The 23,496-nt window shown below is 48.7% G+C and carries 25 protein-coding genes; 19 read left to right on the forward strand and 6 right to left on the reverse strand.

Annotated elements, in window-relative coordinates; translation table 11 throughout:
* Positions 1 to 100: 100 nt before the first annotated feature.
* Positions 101 to 757 carry a DUF4396 domain-containing protein gene (locus tag BLU03_RS11360; RefSeq protein WP_093107863.1) on the reverse strand — a complete coding sequence of 219 codons (657 nt, stop codon included), beginning with the start codon at positions 755 to 757 and terminating at the stop codon, positions 101 to 103.
* 149 nt (positions 758 to 906) lie between these two features.
* On the opposite strand from BLU03_RS11360, the gene BLU03_RS11365 reads away from it, so the two are divergent.
* The 6 genes from BLU03_RS11365 (at position 907) to arsC (ending at position 6,046) form a co-directional block, all read left to right on the forward strand.
* The gene (locus tag BLU03_RS11365) at positions 907 to 1,218 is read left to right on the forward strand and encodes a metal-sensing transcriptional repressor (RefSeq protein ID WP_008591145.1); all 312 of its coding nucleotides are present in this window, start codon (positions 907 to 909) and stop codon (positions 1,216 to 1,218) included.
* 12 nt (positions 1,219 to 1,230) lie between these two features.
* The gene (locus BLU03_RS11370; protein WP_093107865.1) at positions 1,231 to 3,603 is read left to right on the forward strand and encodes a heavy metal translocating P-type ATPase; all 2,373 of its coding nucleotides are present in this window, start codon (positions 1,231 to 1,233) and stop codon (positions 3,601 to 3,603) included.
* Between the two features lie 38 nt (positions 3,604 to 3,641).
* Positions 3,642 to 3,845 carry a copper chaperone CopZ gene (copZ, locus tag BLU03_RS11375; protein WP_008591150.1) on the forward strand — a complete coding sequence of 68 codons (204 nt, stop codon included), beginning with the start codon at positions 3,642 to 3,644 and terminating at the stop codon, positions 3,843 to 3,845.
* 110 nt (positions 3,846 to 3,955) lie between these two features.
* The gene (locus BLU03_RS11380) at positions 3,956 to 4,300 is read left to right on the forward strand and encodes an ArsR/SmtB family transcription factor (RefSeq protein WP_093107867.1); all 345 of its coding nucleotides are present in this window, start codon (positions 3,956 to 3,958) and stop codon (positions 4,298 to 4,300) included.
* An 18-nt stretch (positions 4,301 to 4,318) separates the two neighbouring features.
* A complete protein-coding gene (locus tag BLU03_RS11385; RefSeq protein ID WP_093107869.1) occupies positions 4,319 to 5,611 on the forward strand; it encodes an arsenic transporter in 1,293 nt (430 codons plus the stop codon).
* A 15-nt stretch (positions 5,612 to 5,626) separates the two neighbouring features.
* Positions 5,627 to 6,046, forward strand: a complete 420-nt coding sequence (gene arsC, locus BLU03_RS11390) for an arsenate reductase (thioredoxin) (protein ID WP_093107871.1) — start codon at positions 5,627 to 5,629, stop codon at positions 6,044 to 6,046.
* Positions 6,047 to 6,401: 355 nt separating this feature from the next.
* Here arsC and BLU03_RS11395 read toward each other — a convergent pair whose 3' ends face one another.
* The 3 genes from BLU03_RS11395 to BLU03_RS11405 all read right to left on the reverse strand — a co-directional run bounded on the left by BLU03_RS11395 (position 6,402) and on the right by BLU03_RS11405 (position 9,939).
* Positions 6,402 to 7,625 carry a carboxylate--amine ligase gene (locus tag BLU03_RS11395; protein ID WP_093107873.1) on the reverse strand — a complete coding sequence of 408 codons (1,224 nt, stop codon included), beginning with the start codon at positions 7,623 to 7,625 and terminating at the stop codon, positions 6,402 to 6,404.
* Positions 7,626 to 7,813: 188 nt separating this feature from the next.
* Entirely contained in the window at positions 7,814 to 8,668 is an 855-nt protein-coding gene (locus tag BLU03_RS11400; RefSeq protein WP_093107875.1) for a dimethylarginine dimethylaminohydrolase family protein, read from the reverse strand.
* A gap of 62 nt (positions 8,669 to 8,730) precedes the next feature.
* On the reverse strand, positions 8,731 to 9,939 hold the full coding sequence (locus BLU03_RS11405; protein ID WP_008591160.1) for a Bcr/CflA family efflux MFS transporter: 1,209 nt from the start codon (positions 9,937 to 9,939) through the stop codon (positions 8,731 to 8,733).
* Positions 9,940 to 10,082: 143 nt separating this feature from the next.
* On the opposite strand from BLU03_RS11405, the gene trxB reads away from it, so the two are divergent.
* The 4 genes from trxB (at position 10,083) to BLU03_RS11425 (ending at position 15,702) form a co-directional block, all read left to right on the forward strand.
* A complete protein-coding gene (gene trxB / locus BLU03_RS11410) occupies positions 10,083 to 11,036 on the forward strand; it encodes a thioredoxin-disulfide reductase (RefSeq protein ID WP_008591162.1) in 954 nt (317 codons plus the stop codon).
* A gap of 172 nt (positions 11,037 to 11,208) precedes the next feature.
* Positions 11,209 to 12,939 (forward strand): thiol reductant ABC exporter subunit CydD, encoded by a 1,731-nt coding sequence (gene cydD / locus BLU03_RS11415; protein WP_093107877.1) that lies wholly within the window; start codon positions 11,209 to 11,211, stop codon positions 12,937 to 12,939.
* Positions 12,936 to 14,645: a thiol reductant ABC exporter subunit CydC gene (gene cydC / locus BLU03_RS11420; protein ID WP_093107879.1), complete on the forward strand. Its 1,710-nt coding sequence runs from the start codon at positions 12,936 to 12,938 to the stop codon at positions 14,643 to 14,645. The genes cydD and cydC overlap by 4 nt, the downstream gene beginning before the upstream one ends.
* 133 nt (positions 14,646 to 14,778) lie before the next feature.
* On the forward strand, positions 14,779 to 15,702 hold the full coding sequence (locus tag BLU03_RS11425; protein WP_076571973.1) for an MBL fold metallo-hydrolase: 924 nt from the start codon (positions 14,779 to 14,781) through the stop codon (positions 15,700 to 15,702).
* Positions 15,703 to 15,748: 46 nt separating this feature from the next.
* On the opposite strand, the gene BLU03_RS11430 is transcribed toward BLU03_RS11425, so the two are convergent.
* Positions 15,749 to 16,267, reverse strand: a complete 519-nt coding sequence (locus BLU03_RS11430) for a YiiX/YebB-like N1pC/P60 family cysteine hydrolase (RefSeq protein ID WP_076571971.1) — start codon at positions 16,265 to 16,267, stop codon at positions 15,749 to 15,751.
* A gap of 86 nt (positions 16,268 to 16,353) precedes the next feature.
* Here BLU03_RS11430 and BLU03_RS11435 point away from each other — a divergent pair, with 86 nt between their 5' ends.
* The 3 genes from BLU03_RS11435 (at position 16,354) to BLU03_RS11445 (ending at position 18,188) form a co-directional block, all read left to right on the forward strand.
* Positions 16,354 to 16,767, forward strand: a complete 414-nt coding sequence (locus BLU03_RS11435; protein ID WP_093107881.1) for an RDD family protein — start codon at positions 16,354 to 16,356, stop codon at positions 16,765 to 16,767.
* Positions 16,768 to 16,827: 60 nt separating this feature from the next.
* The gene (locus BLU03_RS11440) at positions 16,828 to 17,007 is read left to right on the forward strand and encodes a hypothetical protein (protein ID WP_093107883.1); all 180 of its coding nucleotides are present in this window, start codon (positions 16,828 to 16,830) and stop codon (positions 17,005 to 17,007) included.
* A 62-nt stretch (positions 17,008 to 17,069) separates the two neighbouring features.
* A complete protein-coding gene (locus BLU03_RS11445) occupies positions 17,070 to 18,188 on the forward strand; it encodes an NAD(P)/FAD-dependent oxidoreductase (protein ID WP_093107885.1) in 1,119 nt (372 codons plus the stop codon).
* A gap of 56 nt (positions 18,189 to 18,244) precedes the next feature.
* Here BLU03_RS11445 and BLU03_RS11450 read toward each other — a convergent pair whose 3' ends face one another.
* Entirely contained in the window at positions 18,245 to 18,907 is a 663-nt protein-coding gene (locus tag BLU03_RS11450) for a type 1 glutamine amidotransferase domain-containing protein (protein ID WP_076571964.1), read from the reverse strand.
* A 310-nt stretch (positions 18,908 to 19,217) separates the two neighbouring features.
* On the opposite strand from BLU03_RS11450, the gene BLU03_RS11455 reads away from it, so the two are divergent.
* The 6 genes from BLU03_RS11455 to BLU03_RS11480 all read left to right on the forward strand — a co-directional run bounded on the left by BLU03_RS11455 (position 19,218) and on the right by BLU03_RS11480 (position 23,492).
* On the forward strand, positions 19,218 to 20,030 hold the full coding sequence (locus BLU03_RS11455; RefSeq protein ID WP_093107887.1) for a riboflavin kinase: 813 nt from the start codon (positions 19,218 to 19,220) through the stop codon (positions 20,028 to 20,030).
* Entirely contained in the window at positions 19,993 to 20,283 is a 291-nt protein-coding gene (locus BLU03_RS11460) for a DUF1450 domain-containing protein (RefSeq protein ID WP_076571960.1), read from the forward strand. Before BLU03_RS11455 ends, BLU03_RS11460 begins: the two co-directional genes overlap by 38 nt.
* 17 nt (positions 20,284 to 20,300) lie before the next feature.
* Positions 20,301 to 20,771: a DUF1189 family protein gene (locus BLU03_RS11465; protein WP_093107993.1), complete on the forward strand. Its 471-nt coding sequence runs from the start codon at positions 20,301 to 20,303 to the stop codon at positions 20,769 to 20,771.
* A 260-nt stretch (positions 20,772 to 21,031) separates the two neighbouring features.
* Positions 21,032 to 21,871, forward strand: coding sequence for an SAM hydrolase/SAM-dependent halogenase family protein (locus tag BLU03_RS11470; RefSeq protein WP_008591196.1), 840 nt, complete (start codon positions 21,032 to 21,034; stop codon positions 21,869 to 21,871).
* A 56-nt stretch (positions 21,872 to 21,927) separates the two neighbouring features.
* Entirely contained in the window at positions 21,928 to 22,752 is an 825-nt protein-coding gene (locus BLU03_RS11475; protein WP_076571953.1) for an aldo/keto reductase, read from the forward strand.
* Positions 22,753 to 22,895: 143 nt separating this feature from the next.
* Positions 22,896 to 23,492, forward strand: a complete 597-nt coding sequence (locus tag BLU03_RS11480; RefSeq protein ID WP_093107889.1) for a flavin reductase family protein — start codon at positions 22,896 to 22,898, stop codon at positions 23,490 to 23,492.
* Positions 23,493 to 23,496: the final 4 nt, after the last annotated feature.

The following is a 23,496-nucleotide window of genomic DNA, read 5'->3' on the forward strand; positions in this document are numbered from 1 at the left end:
TTTTTCGTCTCGAATTTAAGTTATAAATAAGATTTTACGAAATATTCTGATAAAATACAACTCAAATACGTACATTTTATTTTGAAAAAAAAGAAAAAAACTACATTTCTTCCTTAATTCCTTTCCGAACGAGCCACCAGTTAGCCGGATAGCTGGTGATAAACCCGAGAATCATGGCTATCTGCATCATGAACCAGTAGGTGGCTTCTGTAGGAACAGGGGGTTCCGTGAAAAGAAGATAGTGTACGATGGCCATCCATCCGAACATTCCGATCTCAAAGGTGATCAGAGATAGAGAGTCTGCTTTGACCGAGGCTTTCAGTGAGTCCATCGTCGTATTATTTTCACTCATAGGATGAATAGCTAAATACTGAAAAACAATTCCGAATCCATAAGCTAAAATAAATTCCACAGCGTAGTGAGCGAATAGGGTAGAGCCTGCAATCGCCGCTCCTGTGACGGCTACAATCGGAACTCCGACCGCATCCCCGAGAGTGCACCCGGCCGAGCAGTGACTGGTGGAGAGGAAAACTTTAGCTGCTTTTCCCCGTTCGTCTTTCCTTTCGTTATCTTTCGCTTTCAGACGGCCCCAGCGGTAATACGTCCATAAAGCGAATGGACCGAAGAACCATCCGTTGATAGGCCATACCACGTTCATAATTTTCATCATCTGCGGATGTCTGTATACATCGACAACAATGATCAATGAAGATAGCAACCCGATACCGAGGGCGATCCATGAGATTATTGTAAGCATAAATATTCCTCCTTGCTTTTTTTGGATACCCGTAGGCCGTATAATTTAAACGGTAGTAATATAACGTTATATTTTAAGGGAAAAGTGAGCAATTCATTTGAATGATATACCTATACGGGGTATTATATTAAGTGAAGGAGGGAGTTGTTATGGAAGAATTACCTGTACAGAGCGGTAAAGAACCTGTAACTCCACGTACGGAAGATGAAAAAGCGAAAGTATTGAATAGATTGAAACGGATCGAAGGGCAGGTACGCGGTATTCAGAAGATGGTAGAAGACGACAGATACTGTGTAGATATTCTTGTGCAGATATCTGCTATCGACAGCGCCCTGAACAAAGTCGGGCATTCTCTCATGGAACGCCATACGCATCACTGTGTAGCAGACGCCATTAAGAAAGGTGAGGGAGAAGAAGCCATAGACGAACTTATGAAAGTGATGAAACAGTTCGGGAAATAAGGAGGTGGAATGATGAGTGAAGAAAAACATGTAAATCTCGGAGTCACCGGGATGACGTGCGCTGCCTGTTCGACAAGAATTGAAAAGTCACTGAACAAAATGGAGGGTGTAAACGCCCAGGTGAACCTTCCTATGGAAAAGGCGAGTATTGACTACGATGCCTCAAATGTAAATATGGAGGATATTGAAGCACGTATTGAGAAACTTGGCTATGGAGTCGAAAAAGATACGGTAGAACTGGACATTAGCGGAATGACATGTGCCGCCTGTTCCAATCGTATCGAAAAAGTACTGAATAAGGCGGATGGTGTGGAAAATGCAACGGTCAACCTGGCTAATGAGACAGGGACGATCGAATATCGTCCGGGAGCTTTGTCCGTAGATGACATGATAGCTAAAATCAAAAAACTGGGTTATGATGCAGCCCTGCGTGCTTCCGAAGAAGAGAAACAGTCCAATAAAGAAAAAGAAATAACGAAGCAGAAGCAGAAGCTTATCGTTTCAGGTCTTCTCTCGGCTCCGTTACTTTTGACTATGTTTGCTCATCTATTCGGTATGCAGCTTCCGGCTCTGCTGATGAACCCATGGTTCCAGATGGCGCTTGCTACTCCGGTACAGTTCGTTATCGGGTGGACATTTTACCGGGGAGCTTATAACAACTTGCGCAATAAGTCAGCGAACATGGACGTTCTCGTAGCCCTCGGTACGAGCGCCGCTTATTTCTACAGTGTAGTGGAAGGCATACGTACCATCGGTAACCCGGGGTATGACCCTCATCTGTATTTCGAAACGAGTGCCGTGTTGATTACGCTTATTTTACTCGGTAAATATTTTGAAGCAATTGCCAAAGGAAGAACGACTCAGGCAATTTCCGGACTGCTGGAGCTGCAGGCAAAAGAAGCATCGGTCGTAAGAGACGGAGAAACGGTGCAGGTTCCGGTGAACCAGGTGCAGGTGGACGACATCGTGCTCGTTCGTCCAGGAGAAAAAATACCCGTCGACGGTATCGTGGTCGAAGGGACGACTTCTGTAGACGAGTCCATGCTGACCGGAGAAGCGCTCCCGGTCGGTAAATCGGCAGGCGAAACGTTGACCGGTTCCACCATCAACAAAAATGGAACGGTCAAAATGAAGGCGAAAAAGGTCGGAGAAGACACGGCACTCGCCGGAATTATCCGGGTCGTCGAACAGGCACAGGGGTCCAAAGCTCCGATACAGCGGATGGCTGACGTGATTTCCGGTTATTTCGTCCCTATCGTTGTAGGGATTGCGGTCGTCGCTTTCGGGGTCTGGTTCGGTATCGTAGCCCCGGGAGACCTGCCGCTTGCGCTTGAAGCATCTATTGCAGTGCTCGTTATCGCCTGTCCCTGTGCACTCGGACTTGCCACTCCTACCTCCATCATGGTAGGCACGGGTAAAGGGGCCGAGATGGGGATATTATACAAAGGCGGTGAGCATCTCGAATCGACACACAAACTGGACACGATCGTCTTTGATAAAACGGGTACGATTACGAAAGGCGAACCGGAAGTTACGGACATTGAGCTGGATGAAGAAGCGATTGAGTATCTGATCAGTGCAGAATCCTATTCCGAGCATCCGCTTGCTGAAGCGATTACTGCTTATCGGAAAGATATCGACAGGAAACCTGTAGAGAATTTCGAAGCGATCCCCGGGGCAGGTGTCCGGGCGACCGTTGCCGGAAAGACAGTACGCGTGGGAACGAAGAAGTGGATGGAAGAAGGTGCTGCAGATTATGAAGAACAGGCAGCCCGTTGGGAAGAAGAAGCAAAAACGGTTATGTTCGTAGAACTGGACGGCGATGTTCGAGGTATCATTGCAGTGGCCGACCAGGTGAAGCCGGAAGCGAAAAGCGCTCTGAAGAAACTGCACGATAAAAACATTCATCTTGTCATGCTGACGGGGGACAATGAAAAAACGGCTCAGGCCATCGCCCGTCAGGTAGGTATAGATACAGTTATCGCTGAAGTCGTTCCGGAAGAGAAAGCGTTTCACGTGGAACAATTGCAAAAAGAAGGAAGACATGTTGCAATGGTAGGAGACGGCATTAACGATGCTCCGGCACTTGCAGCAGCGGATATAGGAATAGCTATCGGCACCGGTACGGACGTTGCCATCGAAACGGCGGATCTGACTATCCTCGGAGGCGACCTGGAACTGCTTTCCAAAGCCGTCGATTTGAGTAACCTGACTATGCAGAATATTAGACAGAACCTGTTCTGGGCACTGTTTTACAACTCGGCAGGTATTCCGATTGCGGCTCTCGGCCTTCTGGCACCGTGGTTGGCAGGTGCGGCTATGGCCTTCAGTTCTGTCAGCGTCGTTTCCAACTCGCTGAGACTGAGAAGAAAAAAAGTCGCTTAATCATTTAAGGCTTTCACTACTATCAAGGAGGTATAATAATGGAAAAAACATTGAATGTTGAAGGTATGACGTGTGGACATTGTGAATCTGCAGTTAAAGGGGCACTTGCTGAACTGGACGGTGTAAAGGAAGTTCAGGTATCCCTCGACACCGGAAAAGTGGACGTAACGTATGAAGAAGGAAAAGTTACGGATGAGCAGATGAAAGATGCTGTGGAAGAACAGGGTTATGACGTAAAATAATAGACAGAGCACCCCCGGGCGACTTCAAATCGCCCGGGGTTTTATATGAAAAGAAAAAAATCATTTACTTATATAATTATATGCTTATATAATAGAGTGGGGGTGGAGCTATGGTAAAAACACGATTGGAAATAGAAGAGGCGGTACCCGCTTTAAAACTCCTTGGGGATAAAGCTCGTCTTACCATTCTAGGCATGCTGAAAAATGGGGAGTGCTGTGTCTGTGAGTTCACGGAAGTGCTGGGAATGAGTCAGCCCTCTGTAAGTCAGCATCTGCGCAAACTGCGTGATGCAAAGCTCGTGAAGGAAGACCGTAGGGGACACTGGGTGTTCTATTCTCTAAATGAGAATTATGAAGCGTATGACCTCGTCCTGGGTGTCATTGGTTACGTCTCGGATCAATCGGAAAAGATTGCAGAACTTGAGAGGCAGGGAAAAAGAATTGAATGTAAATAGAGAAAGGATGACGATGTTTTGGCAATACTTGCAACAGCGATATTTCTTGCAACGCTGGTTCTCGTAATCTGGCAGCCGAAAAATCTCGGTATCGGATGGTCCGCCTGTGCCGGGGCAATAGTAGCCCTGATACTGGGAGTCGTAGATTTCGGTGATGTGCTGGACGTAACGGGAATCGTCTGGAATGCAACGCTTGCATTCGTAGCAGTTATACTTATATCTTTAATTTTGGATGAAATCGGTTTTTTCGAATGGGCAGCTTTACATATGGCCCGGATTGCCAAAGGGAACGGAAAGTTGATGTTTGTTTACGTAACGTTGCTCGGGGCAGTGGTAGCAGCTCTTTTTGCTAACGACGGGGCCGCGCTAATCCTTACCCCGATTGTACTGGCGATGGTGCGGAATCTGAATTTCAAAGAAGCGATGATTCTTCCCTTTATCATGGCCAGCGGCTTCATTGCCGATACGACTTCTCTTCCATTTATCGTAAGTAATCTGGTGAACATCGTATCTGCGGACTTTTTCGACATAGGGTTCGTCGAGTATGCGTCACGGATGGTTATACCGAATCTGTTCTCGCTGATTGCGAGTATAATCGTACTGTACGTGTTTTTCCGCAAAGATATGCCGGAGCATTATGATTTGAGTCAGCTGAAAGTTCCGAAAGAAGCGATTAGGGACCATGAGATGTTCCGTATGTCCTGGGGTGTCCTCGGTCTCCTGCTCATCGGGTATTTCATTAGTGAACCGTTCGGCATTCCGGTTTCCATCATTGCCGGCCTCATCGCTGTCTTTTTCCTGCTGATGGCCCGAAGAAGCAGTGCTGTCGAGACGATGAATGTGGTCAAAGGAGCGCCGTGGGCTATCGTGTTTTTCTCTCTCGGCATGTATATCGTCGTATACGGACTCCGTAATGCAGGACTGACGGACATACTGGCCGGTGTTATCCAGACTGCGGCGAACCAGGGTATGTTCTCTGCTACGGTGTCGATGGGCTTCATTGCGGCGATTCTTTCCTCGGTGATGAACAATATGCCGACCGTTATGATCGATGCTTTGGCCATAGCGGAGACGAATACTTCGGGGGCAATTCGGGAATCTCTTATATACGCGAACGTTATCGGTTCCGACCTCGGTCCGAAAATTACTCCTATCGGGTCGCTGGCTACGCTTCTGTGGCTGCACGTACTGTCGATGAAGGGGTTCCGTATTTCCTGGGGATACTATTTCAAAGTAGGAATTGTTCTTACTGTACCTACCCTGTTCATTACGCTGGTCGGATTGTATCTATGGCTTACATTTATACTTTAGAAAGGAGAATGCGTTATGAGTAAACCGATAATCTACTTTTTATGTACGGGGAATTCCTGCCGCAGTCAGATGGCGGAGGGTTTCGGTGAAAAGTATCTGGGTGACAGGTATGAAGTGAAATCAGCAGGAATCGAAGCGCACGGGCTGAACCCGAAAGCTGTGGAGGCGATGGAGGAAAAAGGGATAGATATCAGCGGACAGTCGTCGGAAGTTATCGATGACGTCGTGTTGAACCGCGCCGCTTACGCAATTACGCTGTGCGGGGATGCGAACGACAAGTGCCCGATGACCCCTATTCAAGTTGTGCGCTACCATTGGGGATTCGATGATCCGGCACGTGCAGAAGGAACGGAAGAAGAGAAGTGGGAAGTCTTCCGCCGGGTACGTGACGAAATCGAAGAAAGAATAAAACGATTCGCCGACGAAGAAGCATAAAGAAAAGCGAAGCCATTCGCTTATAAGTTCTAAGATAAGCAGGTATTCCAGACTTCGGGTGCTCTGGCCCGAAACAGGAGGGCCGGCTTACCTTACGGACTTCTGGAAGTTGCAGCTGGATCAAGAAAAGCGTAAGCGTCCGATTAGAAACAAGGGCATAAGCAGACCGGTCACGTGAAAGGCGGTTTTTCCTTCCACTGATCCGTGCTGCTTATGACATGAATTTCTGGACGCTGAAGCTGGATCACGAAAAGCGGAACCCGCGTCTATGACCATGATTTAATGAATAACAGAGGCACCAGAACCGAAAAACTATCGTTCGGTTCTGGTGCCTCTGTTTGGTTTTATTGGGAACTTATTCTTTTTCAAAAGGCGGGTGCTGCTTGAATTTCTTATAAAAGTTCATAGTGGAAGCATATACGTAGAAGCGTCGTTTGGGGTTTTTTTCCACACTGAAGTTAAACATAGGGTTTATGGCTTTATTTTCCTTGAACATTCTCTTTATCGTCTTCTTGAGTTCGCTGTCTGCGATGTATTTCAACAAAAGCTTCTTGGGAACGACCGTATAAAGCTTTTCATTTTCCGCTTTCACAGGAGTGATCTCCCGTTTCTGCAGATGCTCTTCTACGTAATATTCTACAGGGTTGTGTCCTCCAACTGTCATATAATAGTTACTTCGTCCCAAACGGGGGTTCAGTTCGAAAAACTTATATTTTCCGTCTCTTTGGTCATACTTAATATCAAAGTTCGCAATTCCTGTGAAACCGGTATGTTCCACGATTTTCTTTGCATGTTCGACTACTTCGTCGTTACTGAACGTTCTTATAGCCAAAGGGTTCCCTCTGCCACCGGGTGTGTGGTCTTCCAGCAGCACCTGGCCATACGACGCCAACTTCGTTTCGCCATCCTGACCCACATACAAAGTCAATATCCTCATTGCTGAATCATCACCCGGTACATATTCCTGCAGGATGACACTTTTATGAAGACCGGCTTTTTTAAGTCTGGCAGTGACATCCTCAAGTTCCTCCTGGTTCTCGCATATGAATACTTTCTTCTTACCTTCGAAATCGGTGGATTCATACAGGGCCCGGTCGGTAGGCTTTATAACCACGGGGAAGGAAAAGTTCACATCGTCGCCCGGAGAGGCATCATCATTCAAATAGGTGTATTTCGGGTAAGGGACTCCTACTTTTTCACAAATATCGTAGAAACTTGTCTTATGGATTATTTTTTGAAGCGTCTGATTGTCCACATACGGAATAACCCAGTCATCGCCAAGTTTTCCATGGAAATCAACGATGGATTCAATATGCCAGTCGTTGCTTCCAATAAGTATTTTCGGCTGATCAGGGTACATGCTGCCGATTTCTTTCAATTTGGCGAGCAAAACATCTTCCTCTCCCATCGACTTTTCTGTCATAGGGACAATAATGGACGACTTGTCTATCGGTCCTGCAGTCTGTTTGGAAAGACTGATCGACTTTACATTATAGGCTTCGTGAAAGGAGCGGACGATACTGTACGTGCCGATATTCGCTCCAAGAACTACGGGGATAAATGGTTGTTGTTTGAGCATAATGGACTCCTTTTTCATTATTTTATAGATAAAAAGCCCGAACTGAAATAATAGTCCGGAAGCTCCTGTATAAACGGTTGGTAAGCCAAGAATTATTGTAACATCGTTTTCATTTACATTCTAGACAACTTTGCCCCTTTATGAAAACACTGGGTGCAGGAATTCAGGGGTAAGCAGGGTGCGCCTTTTCAATCTCTGATCAGCGGCAGGGTGCAGCAGCGGAAGGAACCGCCTGATTTAATGATTTCCGAAAAATCATGTTCGATAACGTGGAATCCGAGTGAACGTAATTCGTTGTTCATTCTTTCCTGGAAAGGGAGGCTGACTACGGTGCGGTTTCCGAGAGACAGGATGTTAGGTCCCATGTAAAACCGTTCGTTCTCTGTGACCGGTATCGTAACCGGATACCGGGTTTTAATTTTCCGGAGTCCCCCTTCTGAGAAAGCGGGAGGATAAACGATGGCAGTTTCCTGATCCAGGATGGAAAGGACACAGTCGAGGTGAAGTATGTCTTCTTCCAGCGGCAGGGGTTCGACCGAATAGCCGGGGAACCTCTTCTTCAAATCTTTCACTGCGTCGCTGGATGTACGTTTGGCACGTCCCACCCATATAACGTCCCCGTCTGTGAGAACGTCGCCTCCTTCAATGTGACCGTCCGGGGAACGTTCATAAGGGATGGAGTACATATCAAGCCATTCTTTCAGTCTTTCGGATTCGCCCTGACGTACGGGTTCTTCCATAGAAGCGAGGACCAGCCTTTCTCCGACAGCAAAAGCAACATCTCTTGTGAAAACCTGTTCGGGGAGATCCGGGAAAGCCGGTAACTCAAGGACTTCAACTCCGTTTTTTCGCAGTATATCCAGGAAACCGGCATGTTCACCGGCGGCACGTTCCCGGTTTATGTTCGAATTTTTATAGTGTTTTTGTGTTTCATTGATCGGTTCCGTTATTTTCATATAATCGGGCGGGGTGACAATCACTTTTTTTAAAGAGCCGTATTCGTTGGTACAGCTTACACGGGAGTGGGGTGCAGTTTCTTCCATAAGCTCTTCTCCTCCTGAGTTAAGGTACCTCTGTTTTCCCCCTCGGGCTTCCTGTCAAACGTTCAGACCTTTTTGACTGCGTAAGGCCGGGCTAACGTAAAGAAAGTAACGAGGCCGAGTGAGGAAGTCGAAAACAGAATGAGCCCCATAGGCACGGCTGTCGATTCATCCAGTCCGGCGAGCGGTGAAGCGGCAGCCCCGAACAGGAGAGGAAGCATGCCGAGTACGGCACTTGCACTCCCGGCCCGGTGCCCCTGTTTCTCCATAGCCAGGGTAAAAGTACTGGTAAGTACCATCCCCATGCAAGTCATATAAATGAAGATGGATATGACGAGAGTGGGCAGAGGTCCTTTCGTGATCGTCATGATCAGGAGAAAAAACGTCGCAGCCACAGCAGTAATGACGGCGGTCTGGAGCAGTTTCCGCTCGTGGATGATCCCTCCGAGACGTCCGATCAGAAAGCTCCCTGTAATAATGGCAAGCCCGTTAATTCCGAACAGGATACTGAACACTTGGGGACTCACTCCGTAGATCCCCTGATAAACGAACGGTGTACCCGATACGTAGGCGAAGCTTCCTCCGTGAACGAAGCCGATTGTGAGAGCGTAGCCGATGAAGGAGCGATCCACGAGCAGCCGCCCGATCGTTTTTACGGAAGCACCGACGGAACTCGGGGTCCTTCTTTCTTTCGGGAGCGTCTCCGGCAGTTTCCACGTCACGGTAAATACGATAATCAGGCCGAGTAAGGAGAGAAAGTAAAAAATCGTGTGCCATGAAGAAAAAGGGAACCATAAAATCGCTCCGCCGGCCATCGGTGCAATCATCGGTGCTGTAGCATTGATGACCATCAGAAGAGCGAAAAATTTCGTCAGCTCCCTCCCGTCGAACACGTCACGGACGACAGCACGGGAAAGGACGACTCCTGCGGAGGCCGTGAATCCCTGGAGAAATCTTGCGATGATGAGAATATAAATATTCGGAGCAAGCGCACAGAGCAGGGATGCGATAGCGAACAGAAACAGGAAAACTGTGAGCGGTCTTTTTCTGCCCGAAGCATCACTGATGGGGCCGACAACGATTTGACCTATCGCAAGTCCGATGAGGCAGGCGGTTAAGCTCAGCTGGACCATGGAAGCGGTCGTCGCGAGGTCCCGGGCGATTCCCGGGAAACTCGGTAAATACATATCTATATTGAGCGGCCCCATAATCCCCAGCATTCCAAGCAGAAGGGCCAGGCCGAAACGTTCCTTTCCGGTCGGATTATGTAACATGGATTGAACACCTCTTTTGTCGTTATATCCCTCCATTTTATACCTCTGTGTCACAATATGCTAACCCTTACCCATAAAAAAATGAATGTTTTTCTACCGAGGAGGGTATGGGGGAGTAGGAAGATTTATAGGAGGGGTCATTTATGACATATAAGACAGTTATACTCGGCACAGGACCTGCAGGACTTACAGCAGCGATTTACCTGGCCCGCGCGAATATGGAACCGCTGGTCATCGAAGGACCGGAACCGGGAGGGCAGCTTACCCTGACTACGGAAGTGGAGAACTACCCCGGTTTTGCGGACGGTATTATGGGTCCGCAGCTGATGGATGATATGAAGAAACAGGCCGAACGTTTCGGAGCCGAATTCAAAAGAGGATGGGTGGAAGAGGTGGATACTTCCGACCGCCCTTTCAAACTGAAAATCAACGGTATGGAGGATATTGAAACGAGAAGCCTGCTTATCTCTACCGGGGCCTCCGCCAAAATGCTCGGAATTCCCGGGGAGAAAGAGAACATAGGGAAAGGCGTAAGCACCTGCGCTACGTGTGACGGCTTCTTTTTCCGCGATAAGAAACTGGTTGTAGTCGGGGGCGGAGATTCCGCGATGGAAGAAGCGAACTTTTTGACGAAGTTTGCAAGGGAAGTGCAGATCGTCCACCGGCGCAACGAACTGAGAGCTTCCAAAATCATGCAGGACCGTGCCAAAGCCAACGAAAAAATAACGTGGGCACTTAATAAGTCACCGGTGGAAATGCAGTCGGACGGTCTGAAGATAAGTGGACTCAAAGTGCAGGATAACGATACAGGAGAAGAAGAAGTCATTGAAACGGACGGAGTATTCGTAGCTATCGGCCACAATCCGAATACGGAGTTCGTGAGAGGAAAACTGGACATGGATGAAAAAGGGTATCTGCTCGTGGATCCCGGAACGACCAATACGAACGTAGATGGTATATTCGCCTGCGGTGATGTGCAGGATGCGAAGTATCGTCAGGCGGTTACAGCTGCCGGTACAGGTTGCATGGCAGCGATGGACGCCGAACGTTTTCTGGAAGGCGAAGCAGTTATCGACTGGAGTCAGACTTTATCGTAAAATAAAAAACAGAGCACTGAACCGGTCCGGAGGCGGTACATCTTAAATGATGGAACGTTCCCGGGCCGGTTTTTTATAGGTCCATGAAGAAGAACTGCTTTTCTTTAAATTCCCTGCTGTATCGCGTATAATTAATTGTGAAATGATTCACGTTGGAAAGGCGGTAACGGGAATGAAAGAATGGAATCTGCTGTTGAAAAAAGAGTGGAAAAAAGTTTCGGTGATTGTTCTCGCTGCCCTACTGCTGGCTGTAAGTATTATCGGGCAGGGGTATCTGTTCGTTACAATCGTGGACCGCGTTTTTGTAGAAGGGGGAGGTCTGTCGGCTGTGCTCGTACCGCTGACACTCCTGCTCGGAGTATTGTGGATCCGTACGGGTGTCAGTACTGCGATAGCCCGCACCGGGGTCCGGCTGGCCTCGAGAGCCAAACGTATGATGAGAGAACGGCTGCTTCACAAAATATCGGGAGCATCCGTCGGGGAATCCGGACAGGTGGAAGCCGGGCGGCGGGTGAGCGTTTTCATGGATGCAGTGGAAGAGACGGACAGTTATTTCAGCGGCTACGTGCCTCAGGTGATCCAGTCACTGATCGTACCTCTTTTCCTTTTTGTCACGATTGCAGTTATCCATTTGAACTCCGCTTTTATCATCCTGGCCACTTCGCCGTTCATTCCGCTTTTTTATATAATCATCGGGATGAAAACAAAAGAGAAGTCAGAGGAGAAAGTGGAGGAAATGAATGAACTGTCCGGAAAATTCCTCGATATTTTGCAGGGCCTGACCACGCTGAAACTGTTCCGTAAAGCGAAAGCACAGAAAGAGACGATTGAAACCAGCAGTCTGAGGTTCCGGGATGCGACGATGGAAGTGCTGAAAACGGCGTTCGTGTCTTCCCTCATGTTGGAACTCATTTCTATGCTGAGCATCGGCCTCATTGCTCTTGAAATTGCTCTGCAGCTGATCATATTTGAAAACATGAATTTTTTCACAGCTTTCTTCATTCTTATTCTCGCGCCCGAGTTCTACAACTATCTGAAGCAGCTCGGTTTCGCTTTTCATACAGGTCGAACAAGCATGGGTGCAGCGTCAAAGGTTTTTGAGGAGATCAACAAACCGGAAGACGGGATGCAGTGGGGGGAGAAAGAGCTTTCTTTATCCTGCCCGCCTCATATCGTGCTTCGTGACGCAACGCATCGTTATGGAGAAGACGGGTTTTACACCGGACCTGTCAGCGTAGACCTTACGCCGGGGAAAAACCTTGCGATTGCCGGACGGACCGGTTCCGGAAAATCGACGCTCCTACACCTGATTAGCGGACTGATGCCGGTGAAGGAAGGAACGATCGAGGTGGAAGAGGAGGACCTGCACGAGTATCGTGAGGATGAATGGATGAATCACGTCAGCTATATTTCCCAGGATCCCTACATCTTCTCGGGAACATTGAAAGAAAATATTATTATCGGAGCCGGTGGACGGTCTTCTCCGGAAGAAGTGGAGACCGCCTTGAGAAAAGCAGGTCTTTACGAGTTGACGCAGCGATTGGAAGACGGGATGAATACCCCGTTAGGAGAAGGGGGGAGAGGTCTTTCCGGAGGAGAAAAACAGCGGCTGGCGCTCGCCCGGGCATTCCTGAAAGATCCGTACATCGTTCTTCTCGATGAACCTACAACCGGGCTGGACCTGGAGACGGAACGTATTCTGAGCGAATCACTGACGGAACTGTCGCAGCACGCAACGATGATTACGGTGGCCCACCGCCTGCATACTATACGGGAAGCGGATGAAATTCTGTTTCTGGAAGACGGCCGTGTGGCAGGTCAGGGCACACATGAAGAACTTTTCGGCACAGTGGATGAATACCGCCGGATGACGACGGCGAGCCAGGGAGTGGAAGTGCAATGAAGGAACTGCGAACTGTATTGGCTCTTGTAGCAAGAGAAAAGAAGGATATATGGTTTTCCATCGTATTCGGGGTGCTGGCCGGCCTGACGACAGTGGGGCTGTTCGGTGCCAGCGGATACCTCATTTCCAAAGCTGCTCTCGCTCCGCCTTTATATACGCTCATTATTGTTATCGCCATGGTGAAACTGTTCGGTTTTACAAGAGCGCTCGGGCGATACGTGGAACGGCTGTTTTCGCACCGGGCCACCTTCACGATTTTAAGTCATATCCGGACCCGATTTTTTGAAATGCTTGAACCCGAAGTGCCCCACATCTTCCGGAAATACCGGAGCGGGGATCTTCTCGCACGGGTCATCGGGGACGTGGAGAGCCTGCAGAACTTCTTCCTGCGGGTTTATTATCCCCCGATTGTGCTTGTCATCGTGTTTTTGAGCACTATGATTTTCACTACTTTTTTCTCATGGATGCTCGCTCTCCTATTCTTTCTCGGCCTGGTCATCGTAGGAGTGGTGATTCCGTTCATAGCTACACTGAAACAGCGGAAGAGCCAGTATTCCGTAAGAGAAGGTCGTGGCATTCTCTCCACGAAGCTTGCAGAGTGGCTGTACGGCTTCCGTGATTTGAAGATATATCAGAAACAGGAGGAAACAGAGGCCGATCTCAGGAAATCGATGGAGACATACGAAGCTGCTCATGAACGGCAGCAGCTGCAGATGGCTGGCGGAGAAGGATGGAATCTGCTGGCTTCTCTGACAGCGACGTGGGCTGTTGTTCTCGTTTCCGTCTGGCAGATCGGAGCCGGGGAGCTGGACGGGATTTTCCTTGCCATGTTCATCATGATTTCTCTCATGGTATTTGAAGATGCCGGTCCTATGGCGAACGTGCCCAGGCATCTGGAAGATAACAGAAACGCAGCGGAGCGCCTGTTCTCCCTTCCCGGACAGACCGGCAGGCACTCGGGAGATGTCTCCCTCGAACCATTCGGACCGCTTTCTTTTTCCATGGAGAATGTAACTTACTCTTTTCCGGAAAGTCTGACTCCTGTACTTCAGGATGCGACCATCTCTTTTCCTGCCGGCTCCAAAACGGCCATCGTCGGGGCCAGCGGGTCAGGGAAGTCGACGATCCAGCAGCTCCTTCTTTCTATGGACGTGCCCGAAGCCGGACGGATTAAAGTACAGGATAAAGACATGCAGAGGGTGAGTCAGGAAAGTGTGTGGAAAGAAGTGAACACCATTTTACAGGAAAGTCATTTCTTTTATGGAACGGTCAGAGATAATCTTCTTCTTGCCGATGAAGACGCCGATGACCGTAGAATGAAGGAAGTGCTTGAGCGTGTGAAACTGCCGCATCTGTCCCCTGAACATCCGGTAGAGGAAAAAGGAGGGAACCTGTCGGGCGGAGAGAAACAGCGGCTTGCGCTGGCCAGGATTTACCTGAAACCGGCCCGTACGTGGATTCTTGACGAACCGTTTTCCTCTGTGGACGTCCTTACCGAAAGAGAACTGATGCAGGACTTTTGGGAAACAGCGGTTCATGATACGGTTATTCTTATCAGCCATAATCTTAAAGGGCTTGAGCAGATGGATAACATCGTCGTCGTTGAACAGGGCCAGGTGATAGAAAAAGGAAGTTATGAGGAACTTATGGAATGGAAAGGGTACTTCTACAGAATGAAGCAGCTCGAAAATACGCTTATCGGCTGACATGGAACAAAACGCCTTTCCTCCGGAGAGGCGTTTTTTTTACGTGACCGGCATGGGGAGATAGGAGCATCTGTCAGGAAAGCCCTTACAAAGGAATCCATTTTTTAGTAGTATGAGGAGAGGAGGGATTACTATGAATGAACAGCCAGTCAATTTAGGACACGACACGTATTTGATTGACGGATACGATATGGGCTTTGAAGGCAGAACCGGTACTTACGTTCTTAACAACAAATATGTGACTCTGGTTGAAACCGGTCCGGCTCCTTCGGTCGAAAAAATCAGAGAGGGCCTCGATTCGCTCGGTATTTCTCTTGAGGATGTCAAATATGTTATTGTGACCCACGTTCATCTGGATCACGCCGGGGGAGCGGGACTGCTGCTTGACTCCTGTCCCAATGCAGAACTTATCGTCCATCCGAAAGGAAAGCGCCACCTCGTGGATCCGTCCCGGCTTATTAAGGGAGCGAGAGCCGTCTACGGTGAGGACTTCGACCGATTGTTCGCACCGATTCATCCCGTTCCGGAGGAGAAAGTGATTGAAAAAGGAGAAGAAGACGTGCTCATGATAGATGATGAGAGGGAACTGAAATTTTTTGACACACCAGGACATGCCAAACATCACCTCGGTATCTATGACCCCGTGACCGACGGTATTTTCACCGGAGATACGGCCGGGATCAGATATCATCAGGTAGAAGGCATGACTTTTTATCTGCCCTCCACGTCTCCGAACCAGTTCAATCCGGAAGAGATGACGGCACAGATTCAGCGTTTTCGTCACATGAAACCATCACGTCTCTATTTCGGTCACTACGGGATGACGGAGGAGCCGGAGGAAGCACTGAGTCAGGTGAAAGACTGGCTTTCCGTATTTGTGGAAACTCTTAGACAGGAGGACTCTGCGGAAGCGATGGAGAGCCGCCTATTTGAAAAAGTATCCGGATACCTGAGAGAGAATGGGGTGCCGGATGATCACGACGTATACGAGATCCTCCGCCTGGATATGAAAGTATGTGCCATGGGGTTATATGATTATAAGCAGAAAGAAAGTTAGGAAAATATATAAGAAAGAGCGGTTCCACGAGGGAGGCCGCTCTTTCCTATGTTCTGACTTTATATAGATGCCGCGAATCTTTGATGAGTTCCGGATGAAGGGCTCTTGCGAAGAGGGGAAAGTTTTTTAATTTTATCCCTGCTCCGTAGTAATACGCCTGCCACACCAGTTTGGTGCAGTACTGTTTACCACCAGTATTTTTCAGATCGGTGAAGAACCGGTAGGGTGCCCGGGGGTTCGATTCAAAAATGCGCTTGGCGAAAGCGGCCGCCCGTGCCCCGGCTTCTTCATCCCTGGCGCGGTACAGGTAGAGTCGTGCGAACTTGCGGAAAAAACGGTCTGCATCGTCTTTTTTAAGCCCTTTCGGAATGGAGTGGATTACGCTATCGTCTTCTGTGACGATTCCGACGTGACCGATATAGAAAGAATCTTTCTCTCCGATAGGTGAAAACAGAAGATCTCCCGGTTTCAGTTCGGGGCGTGGGGTCGGGGCTGCAGCTTTTCGCGGTTTAAGAAAGAGAAGTACGCTTAAGAAAGTTATGAGGGCGGCTGTGATTTTTTTCATGAGAACCTGGCTCCTTTTGAAACGTTTTGTTTCGTCTATCGTATAGGAGAAGGAAAGAAAAGACAATCAGAAAGGAAGGATTACATATGCAACAGCCGGCAGGCTTCTGGGTCCGTTTGGGAGCGAATATTCTTGACTCGCTCATCATCGGAGTAATTCTGGCGCTTCTTGCGTTCATCGTTTACGGGGACATCACCAGGCTGAATGAAAGATCTCCGCTCGATGCGCTATCATTTCTTTACTCTTTGTTGCTCCCGGTTTTCTGGCGGGGGTATGTCATAGGGAAGAAGCTGATGGGTGTCCGTATCGTAAAAGTGAGCGGGGAGGACGTAACCATCGGAAACATGTTGCTTCGTATCGTAGTGGGGGGAATTGTCTACATTCTCACCCTTGGTATCGGCGTGATCGTCAGTGCCTTTATGGTAGGATTGCGCGAGGATAAACGAGCGATACACGATCTGATAGCCGGTACACAAGTCATCCACGACGGAGAGGGTTAACTTCCTCCCTGTCGTGGTATTTTATTAGTAATACATGCTCGTTAAAGGGAGGTTAACATTATGAAAGTGCCCGTAGTGACAGGTATAACGGCATTCGTTTTCTTTCTGGTTCTGTTCATTATCATTGACAGCCCGCTTCCCTTCGTAGGGGCGCTTTTCGTCGCCGTTTTCATTTTTGAAATCGCTTTCTATCATCATTTTGCTCAGAAACGTGATCGGCTCCGACATCCCTCTGATTGAGGTTGCCTCCTTCTTTCTGTACAATGTCGTTATGTGTAAATTTAAAAAGAAGGTGTGACGTTATGACAGAGCGCTATATTGTGATCGGTGCAGGCATCCTTGGTGCTTCCGCTGCTTATCACTTACGGAAAGCCGGAAAAGAGGTGACGGTGATCGATCGTAACGATGACGGGCAGGCTACTGCGGTGGCAGCCGGGATCATCTGTCCCTGGCTTTCCTTAAGAAGGAATAAACGCTGGTATCGTTTAGCCTCGGGAGGAGCCCGTTACTATCCGGAACTAGTCCGTGAACTTGAGGATATGGGAGAGACGAATACAGGCTACAAGCAGGTCGGTGCCATAAAAATGCACCAGAAAGAAGAGAAGGCCCGGGATATGTACGAACGGGCATTAGCCAAAAAGGAATATACCCCGGAAATGGGGGAAGTCACATATCTTGACCACGGGAAACCGAAAGAATATTTCCCGCCTCTGGACGAAGCTTACGCCGGTGTCCATGTGAGCGGGGCGGCTCGGGTGAACGGACGGGAAGTCCGGGATGCGTTAATTCGTGCCGGGAAGAAACTCGGCGTTACGTTTGTAGAGGGATCGGCAGAACTTCTGCATAAAGAAAACCGGGTCTGTGGTGCTGTGGTGGACGGCACTCATTACGAAGCGGACCAGGTGATTGCGGCTAACGGCGCGTGGGCGAAGGAACTGCTTTCCCCGCTCGGACTTCACGTGGAAGCCGGACCACAGAAAGCTCTTATCGCTCACCTTGATATGCCGGGAGCAGATACGGGAAACTGGCCGGTATTGCTTCCGCCGGGCAATAAATACATGCTCACCTTTGAAGACGGGAGAATCGTCAGCGGAGCCACCCAGTCCTCGGACGAAGGGTTCGATCACGGTGTCCGTGCTTCTTTGCTTCAGGAAATCATCAGTAAAATGATCGAGGTGGCGCCGGGTCTTGAAAACATGGAATTCCACGCCGCAAAAATCGGCTTCCGACCTTATACTCCCGGGTCGATGCCCGTATATGGGAAAGCGCCGGGTGTGGAAGGTCTGTATATCGCTAACGGTCTCGGTGCCTCGGGTCTCACGGCAGGCCCGTACATCGGGGCGGAGCTTGCCCGTCTTGTCATCGGTAAGGAAACGGAGCTGGATCCGTCGGATTACACAGTTGAACAGATTATGGAATAGAAAAAGCGCGATTTCCCCAATTGAGGAAATCGCGCTTTTGTTCGAGGAGACGCGTTTTATTTTTGCAGCGTGCGTACGAACTCTTTCGCTACTGCTACTGTAGACTGAGGGTTCTGACCGGTGATCAGATTTCCGTCTGTTTCTACATGCTCGGACCAGTTCGGTGCGGAAAGGAAATGTGCACCACGTTCCCGCAGTTTGCTTTCAAGAAGGAAAGGCATGTGCTGATCAAGCGTAGTGTCCGCTTCTTCCGCGTCCGTGAACGCATTGACGCTTTTGCCCTGTACGATATACTGTCCGTCCGAAAGTTTTACGTTCACGAGAGCAGCAGGCCCGTGGCATACGGCAGCCAGCGGTTTCTTGGATTCGTACGTTTCTCTCAGCATACTCTGAAGTTTTTCGTTATCCGGGAAGTCGAACATAGTGCCGTGACCGCCTGGTAGGAAAACCGCATCGAAGTCTTCTGCGTTCAGACTGCTGATAGGCGTTGTGTTTTCGAGCATCGGTTTAGCATCCAGATTTTCCTGAGGCTCGTCGTCGCTTACACTGTTCGGGTCTACCGGAGACTGACCGCCGCTTGGGCTGGCTACCGTTACATCGAAGCCGTGCTGTTTGAATTCATTATAAGCTTCGGCGAATTCTGAAAGCCAGATTCCTGTCGGTGTGTCTTCATTGATTTTATCATGGTTCGTTACAATCATTAGTACTTTCTTACTCATATCTGTAAACACTCCTTGTTTTCTGGTTTGTTGCTCACAATCTGTGTATACCCAAGTTACCGTAAATGTTAAACAACCCTGAATGAACGGGCGGTTCCGCTTTTCTTTTGTCCAGCTGCAGTGTCCAGAAATTCATGTCACAAGCAGTTTGGATCAGTGAAAGGAAAAGTACCTTTCACATGACAAACCTGCTTATGCCAGCATTTCTAACCGGACGCTTCCGCTTTTCTATGTGCATGTGGCTTGCATAGTCAGGGAAAGGCTGATTAAATTAATTTGTGTGTAACACTTGAAGAAGGGGACGGTTTTCATGAAGATAAACGACTGGTCACAAGTTCAGAAAACGGAGGGTCCGCTGACGCTCGTAATTGCCGATTTCGACGGAATGCATCTCGGTCATTACAATTTATTGCGCCAGGCCCGTAAGCGGGGGCATCAGATAGCGGTACTTGATACTTCCGTAAAAAAAGAACGGCTGCTTACCCCTTTTCATCATAAAAAAGAACTGCTGGAGTCTTTCGGCATAGACTTTTATTATAAAAAGTCGGATGAAGAAAATATCAGGCAGGGTGTGGAAACACTTGCGCCCTCGCATGTTATAATAGAAGAAGAAAATTCAGCTGTCCGTGATGCTGAAGTCTTTTCCATTCAACATGTATCGGCTCCGGAGATCAGGACGCTGATTGAAGAAGGAAAAGTGGAAGCCGCCACAGCCAAGTTAGGTCGCCCCTATGCCATGAAGGCGACGGTCACAAGAGGACAGGCTCTTGGTCGTGAGCTCGGTTTCCCTACAATAAATCTCGGCGGGGCGGACGAATACGTGAACCCCGCACCGGGCGTTTACATCGGTTCTCTTCTCATACACGAAGAGACACCGAGGAGTTATTATGTACTGATCAGTGCCGGATACCGTCCGACGGTGAAAGGTACGACCTATAAAGTGGAAGCATATATTCTGGACTTTCAGGAAGATATTTACGACAGAGACATCACGCTTTCTTTCTTAAGGCACATGCGGGGAGAAGTCGATTTTGACGGTCTCGATGCGCTGGTGGAACAGATGAAACAGGACGAAATCGACGCACGTGAAGTTTTGGGATTACAACAAAGAAAAGGAGACTGACTCCCATGGGGTAGTACTTGTAGAAATATGCGACAGCAACTTACTGAGCACGATAGACGCAGAAGGAATTCTGGAAGAGGAGTATCCGGCAGTGGACGTGCTGATCAGCGACTGCCTGTCCTATTGCGGCCTCTGTGCCATTAAACCTTACGCTCTTGTGAACAACAAACGGGTCTTCGGCCATTCGGCAGAACAGGCGATGGACAAGATCCGTAAACAGATAGATGAAGAACTTGTAGCTTTCACAGAATAGAAATGGACGTGGACCAGATGGAGTCACTGAAACTCAGCCTGCGCCTTCCGAAAAAAGAGGCGCTCTTTCAACTGAATAGAAAAGGGATCACCAGCACGATCGGCTATCTGTTCGTGCTGCTTCTCGTACTTTTTCTCCCTAACATCTACAGTGCTATCACGACGTTCGAAAGAGAACTGACGGAAGTGGCGAGAGGTCTCTATATGGCGCAGGCTCTCGTTTTTTACCCGCTACTGATCATTTTTCTAATTGTAGCCGGTGTAACCATCATCGCCGGGGGAGGACTTCTCCTTTCCAAAATACTGAAAAGAAAGCTGCGGTATCAGCAGGTTTGGAAGATGACAGCGTATGCCCTGACACTTCCGCTTGTTTTTTCTACGTTATCGACTTATATTGGGCTCCCGGACTACGTAACAGTGCTTGTATTCATCATTCCGATCAGCTATTTGCTTTATAAAATGATAACGGTGTATCCGAAGCGTCCCTGACGCTTCTTTTTTTGTTGTGTGAATCCTTTTGCGTGACCTTGAGCCGGCATTTTCCCTTCCGGAGGTCATGATTCCCGCCTAATCGTTACTTTCGGAGGAGAGCAGGGAGGGCGAAAGGCACGATTCCTTGATAATCGTGCCTTTCAGGAAGAAAAACCGGAGTTAAAGGTCACTAAACAGCTCCCGTCACCTAATTTTTACTTGGGTTCAGAGCGAGGATAAGGTAAGATAATGGAACATTACAAAGAGGAGGGATAGCGATGAAGAGTGCACTGGTATTCCAGTCTGATTTCGGCATAAGTGACGGTGCTGTCAGTGCTATGTACGGAGTGGCCCATTCCGTTGATGAACAGCTGCAGCTATTTACGCTGACGCACGAGATTCCGGCTTTTCACATATGGGAGGCATCGTACCGGCTGTGGCAGACAGCAGGATACTGGAAAAAGGGGACCGTGTTCGTATCCGTCGTTGATCCGGGCGTCGGTTCTAAGCGTAAAAGCGTTGTAGCAAAAACTGCAGACGGCCATTACATAGTAACTCCGGACAATGGGACACTCACCCATATTCATGAGGCGGAAACGATCGTGGAGCTGCGGGAGATTGATGAGCAGACAAATCGTCTGCCGAATTCCGGGGAGAGCTACACGTTTCACGGAAGAGACATTTACGCCTACACAGGTGCGCGGCTTTCCTCAGGTACGATTACTTACGAAGATGTGGGTCCGTTGTTACCTGCAGATTCCTTTATTTCTCTCCCTCTTCATTATCCGGAGGCCGACGGAGAAAAGATTGAAGGTACGGTGGATATTCTTGATATCCAGTTTGGGAATCTGTGGACGAATGTGCCGCGGGAAGCGTTTCATCAACTGGGTATTACTCACGGGGATTCCGTGGAAGTTACGATCGAACACGGGCGACGGCAGCATTTTCACCAGCTGATGACGTTCGGTCATTCATTTGCGGATACGCATAAAGGAGAGCCTCTCGTATACATCAATTCCCTTGACCGTCTTGCTGTAGCGATCAATCAGGGTTCTTTCGCAAAAGCCTACGATGTGGGCACGGGGCCGGACTGGCATATTCTTTTCAGGAAGTTGTAGGTTGAAAGGTGTAGTAAAATGGGTATAGTGAAACAAAGAGAGAGGGGAGATTTTACATGAATTACGTACAGCTACATAACGATGTGTCGATGCCGCAGCTTGGATTCGGACTCTGGCAGGTAGAAACGAAAGATGCGGAACCGGCAGTAACGAAAGCACTTCAGACCGGCTACCGCTCCATTGACACGGCAGCCATTTACGGGAACGAAGGTCAGGTAGGAGAAGCGATTGCCAAAAGCGATATCCCGAGAGAAGAATTGTTCATTACGACCAAAGTCTGGAACAGTAATCACGGGTACGAAAAAACGCTTGAGGCTTTTGAAGAGAGTCTTATTAAACTGGGCACCGACTACGTGGATCTTTATCTCATTCACTGGCCGACTCCGGAGTATGACGACTACGTGGAAACCTATAAAGCGATGGAGAAGCTTCAGAAGGAAGGGAAGGCCCGGGCGATAGGTGTGTGCAACTTTGATATAAGTCATATGCAGCGTCTTCTTGATGAATGTGACGTGAAACCTGCGGTGAACCAGGTGGAATGCCATCCTTACCTTGCACAAAAAGATATTAAAGACTTCTGTGAGGAACACGGTATTCAAATGGAAGCATGGAGTCCTATTATGCAGGGCGGAGAAGTGCTTGAGAATCATTATGTGCAGGAGATAGCTAAAAATCATGATAAAACAGGAGCTCAGGTTATTCTGCGCTGGCATTTGCAGAACAACCGGGTAGTTATCCCGAAATCGGTGACCCCTTCCCGTATCGAAGAGAACTTTGATGTCTTCGATTTCGAACTGACGCAGGACGAGATGGAGAAACTGGACAGTCTGGACAGCGGTACGAGACTCGGACCGCGTCCTGCCGATATGAATGTAAAATAATGTACGAGGTGGACAACGCGGGCGAGACGGCCCGCGTTTTTTATGGAAAAAATTATATGACGAAATAACGCGGTCCGAAAATCTGATATACTTGAATAAGCAGAACCGGAATGGAGTCCGGGTGACGGAAGGAAGGTGTTTTCATGATTTTACATAAGAATGAATTCAATGATCACGATATGGGGAAGCTTGTGAAAGGGGCTATCGTTCCGAGGCCGATCGCCTGGGTTTCCTCCATGGATGGAAACGGAAGAAAAAACCTTGCCCCCTTCAGCTTTTTTACGGTAGCTTCGATGGACCCGCTGACGCTTGCCATCTCCGTCGGCGAACGGGAAAGGGAGAAAGATACGGCCTTCAATATAAAAGAAACGGAAGAGTTTGTAGTGAACATCGTGTCCGAATCGCTGGCGAACGCCATGCACGAAACGAGCAGGTATTACAGCGCGGAAGAAGATGAATTCGAAGTGGCGGGTATTACGGAAGCGGAAAGTGTTTACGTCCGTCCGCCGCGCGTCATGGCTTCTCCGGTGAGTTTCGAGTGCAGGCTGACGCAGGTAATGGAAATAGGTACATCGAATCTGATTCTGGGAGAAGTCATCGGCTATCATTTACGAGATGATATTTATATGGAGAAGGATAAAGTGGATCCTCATAAGCTTCAGGCTGTCGGCCGCATGGCTGGGGATTACACTTTCGTACGGGACTTTTTTCCGTTGCCAACCGATCAGCTTCCGGAATAAAATA

Origin of the sequence: Salimicrobium album (assembly GCF_900107115.1) — a bacterium.
Classification (GTDB): domain Bacteria; phylum Bacillota; class Bacilli; order Bacillales; family Halobacillaceae; genus Salimicrobium; species Salimicrobium album.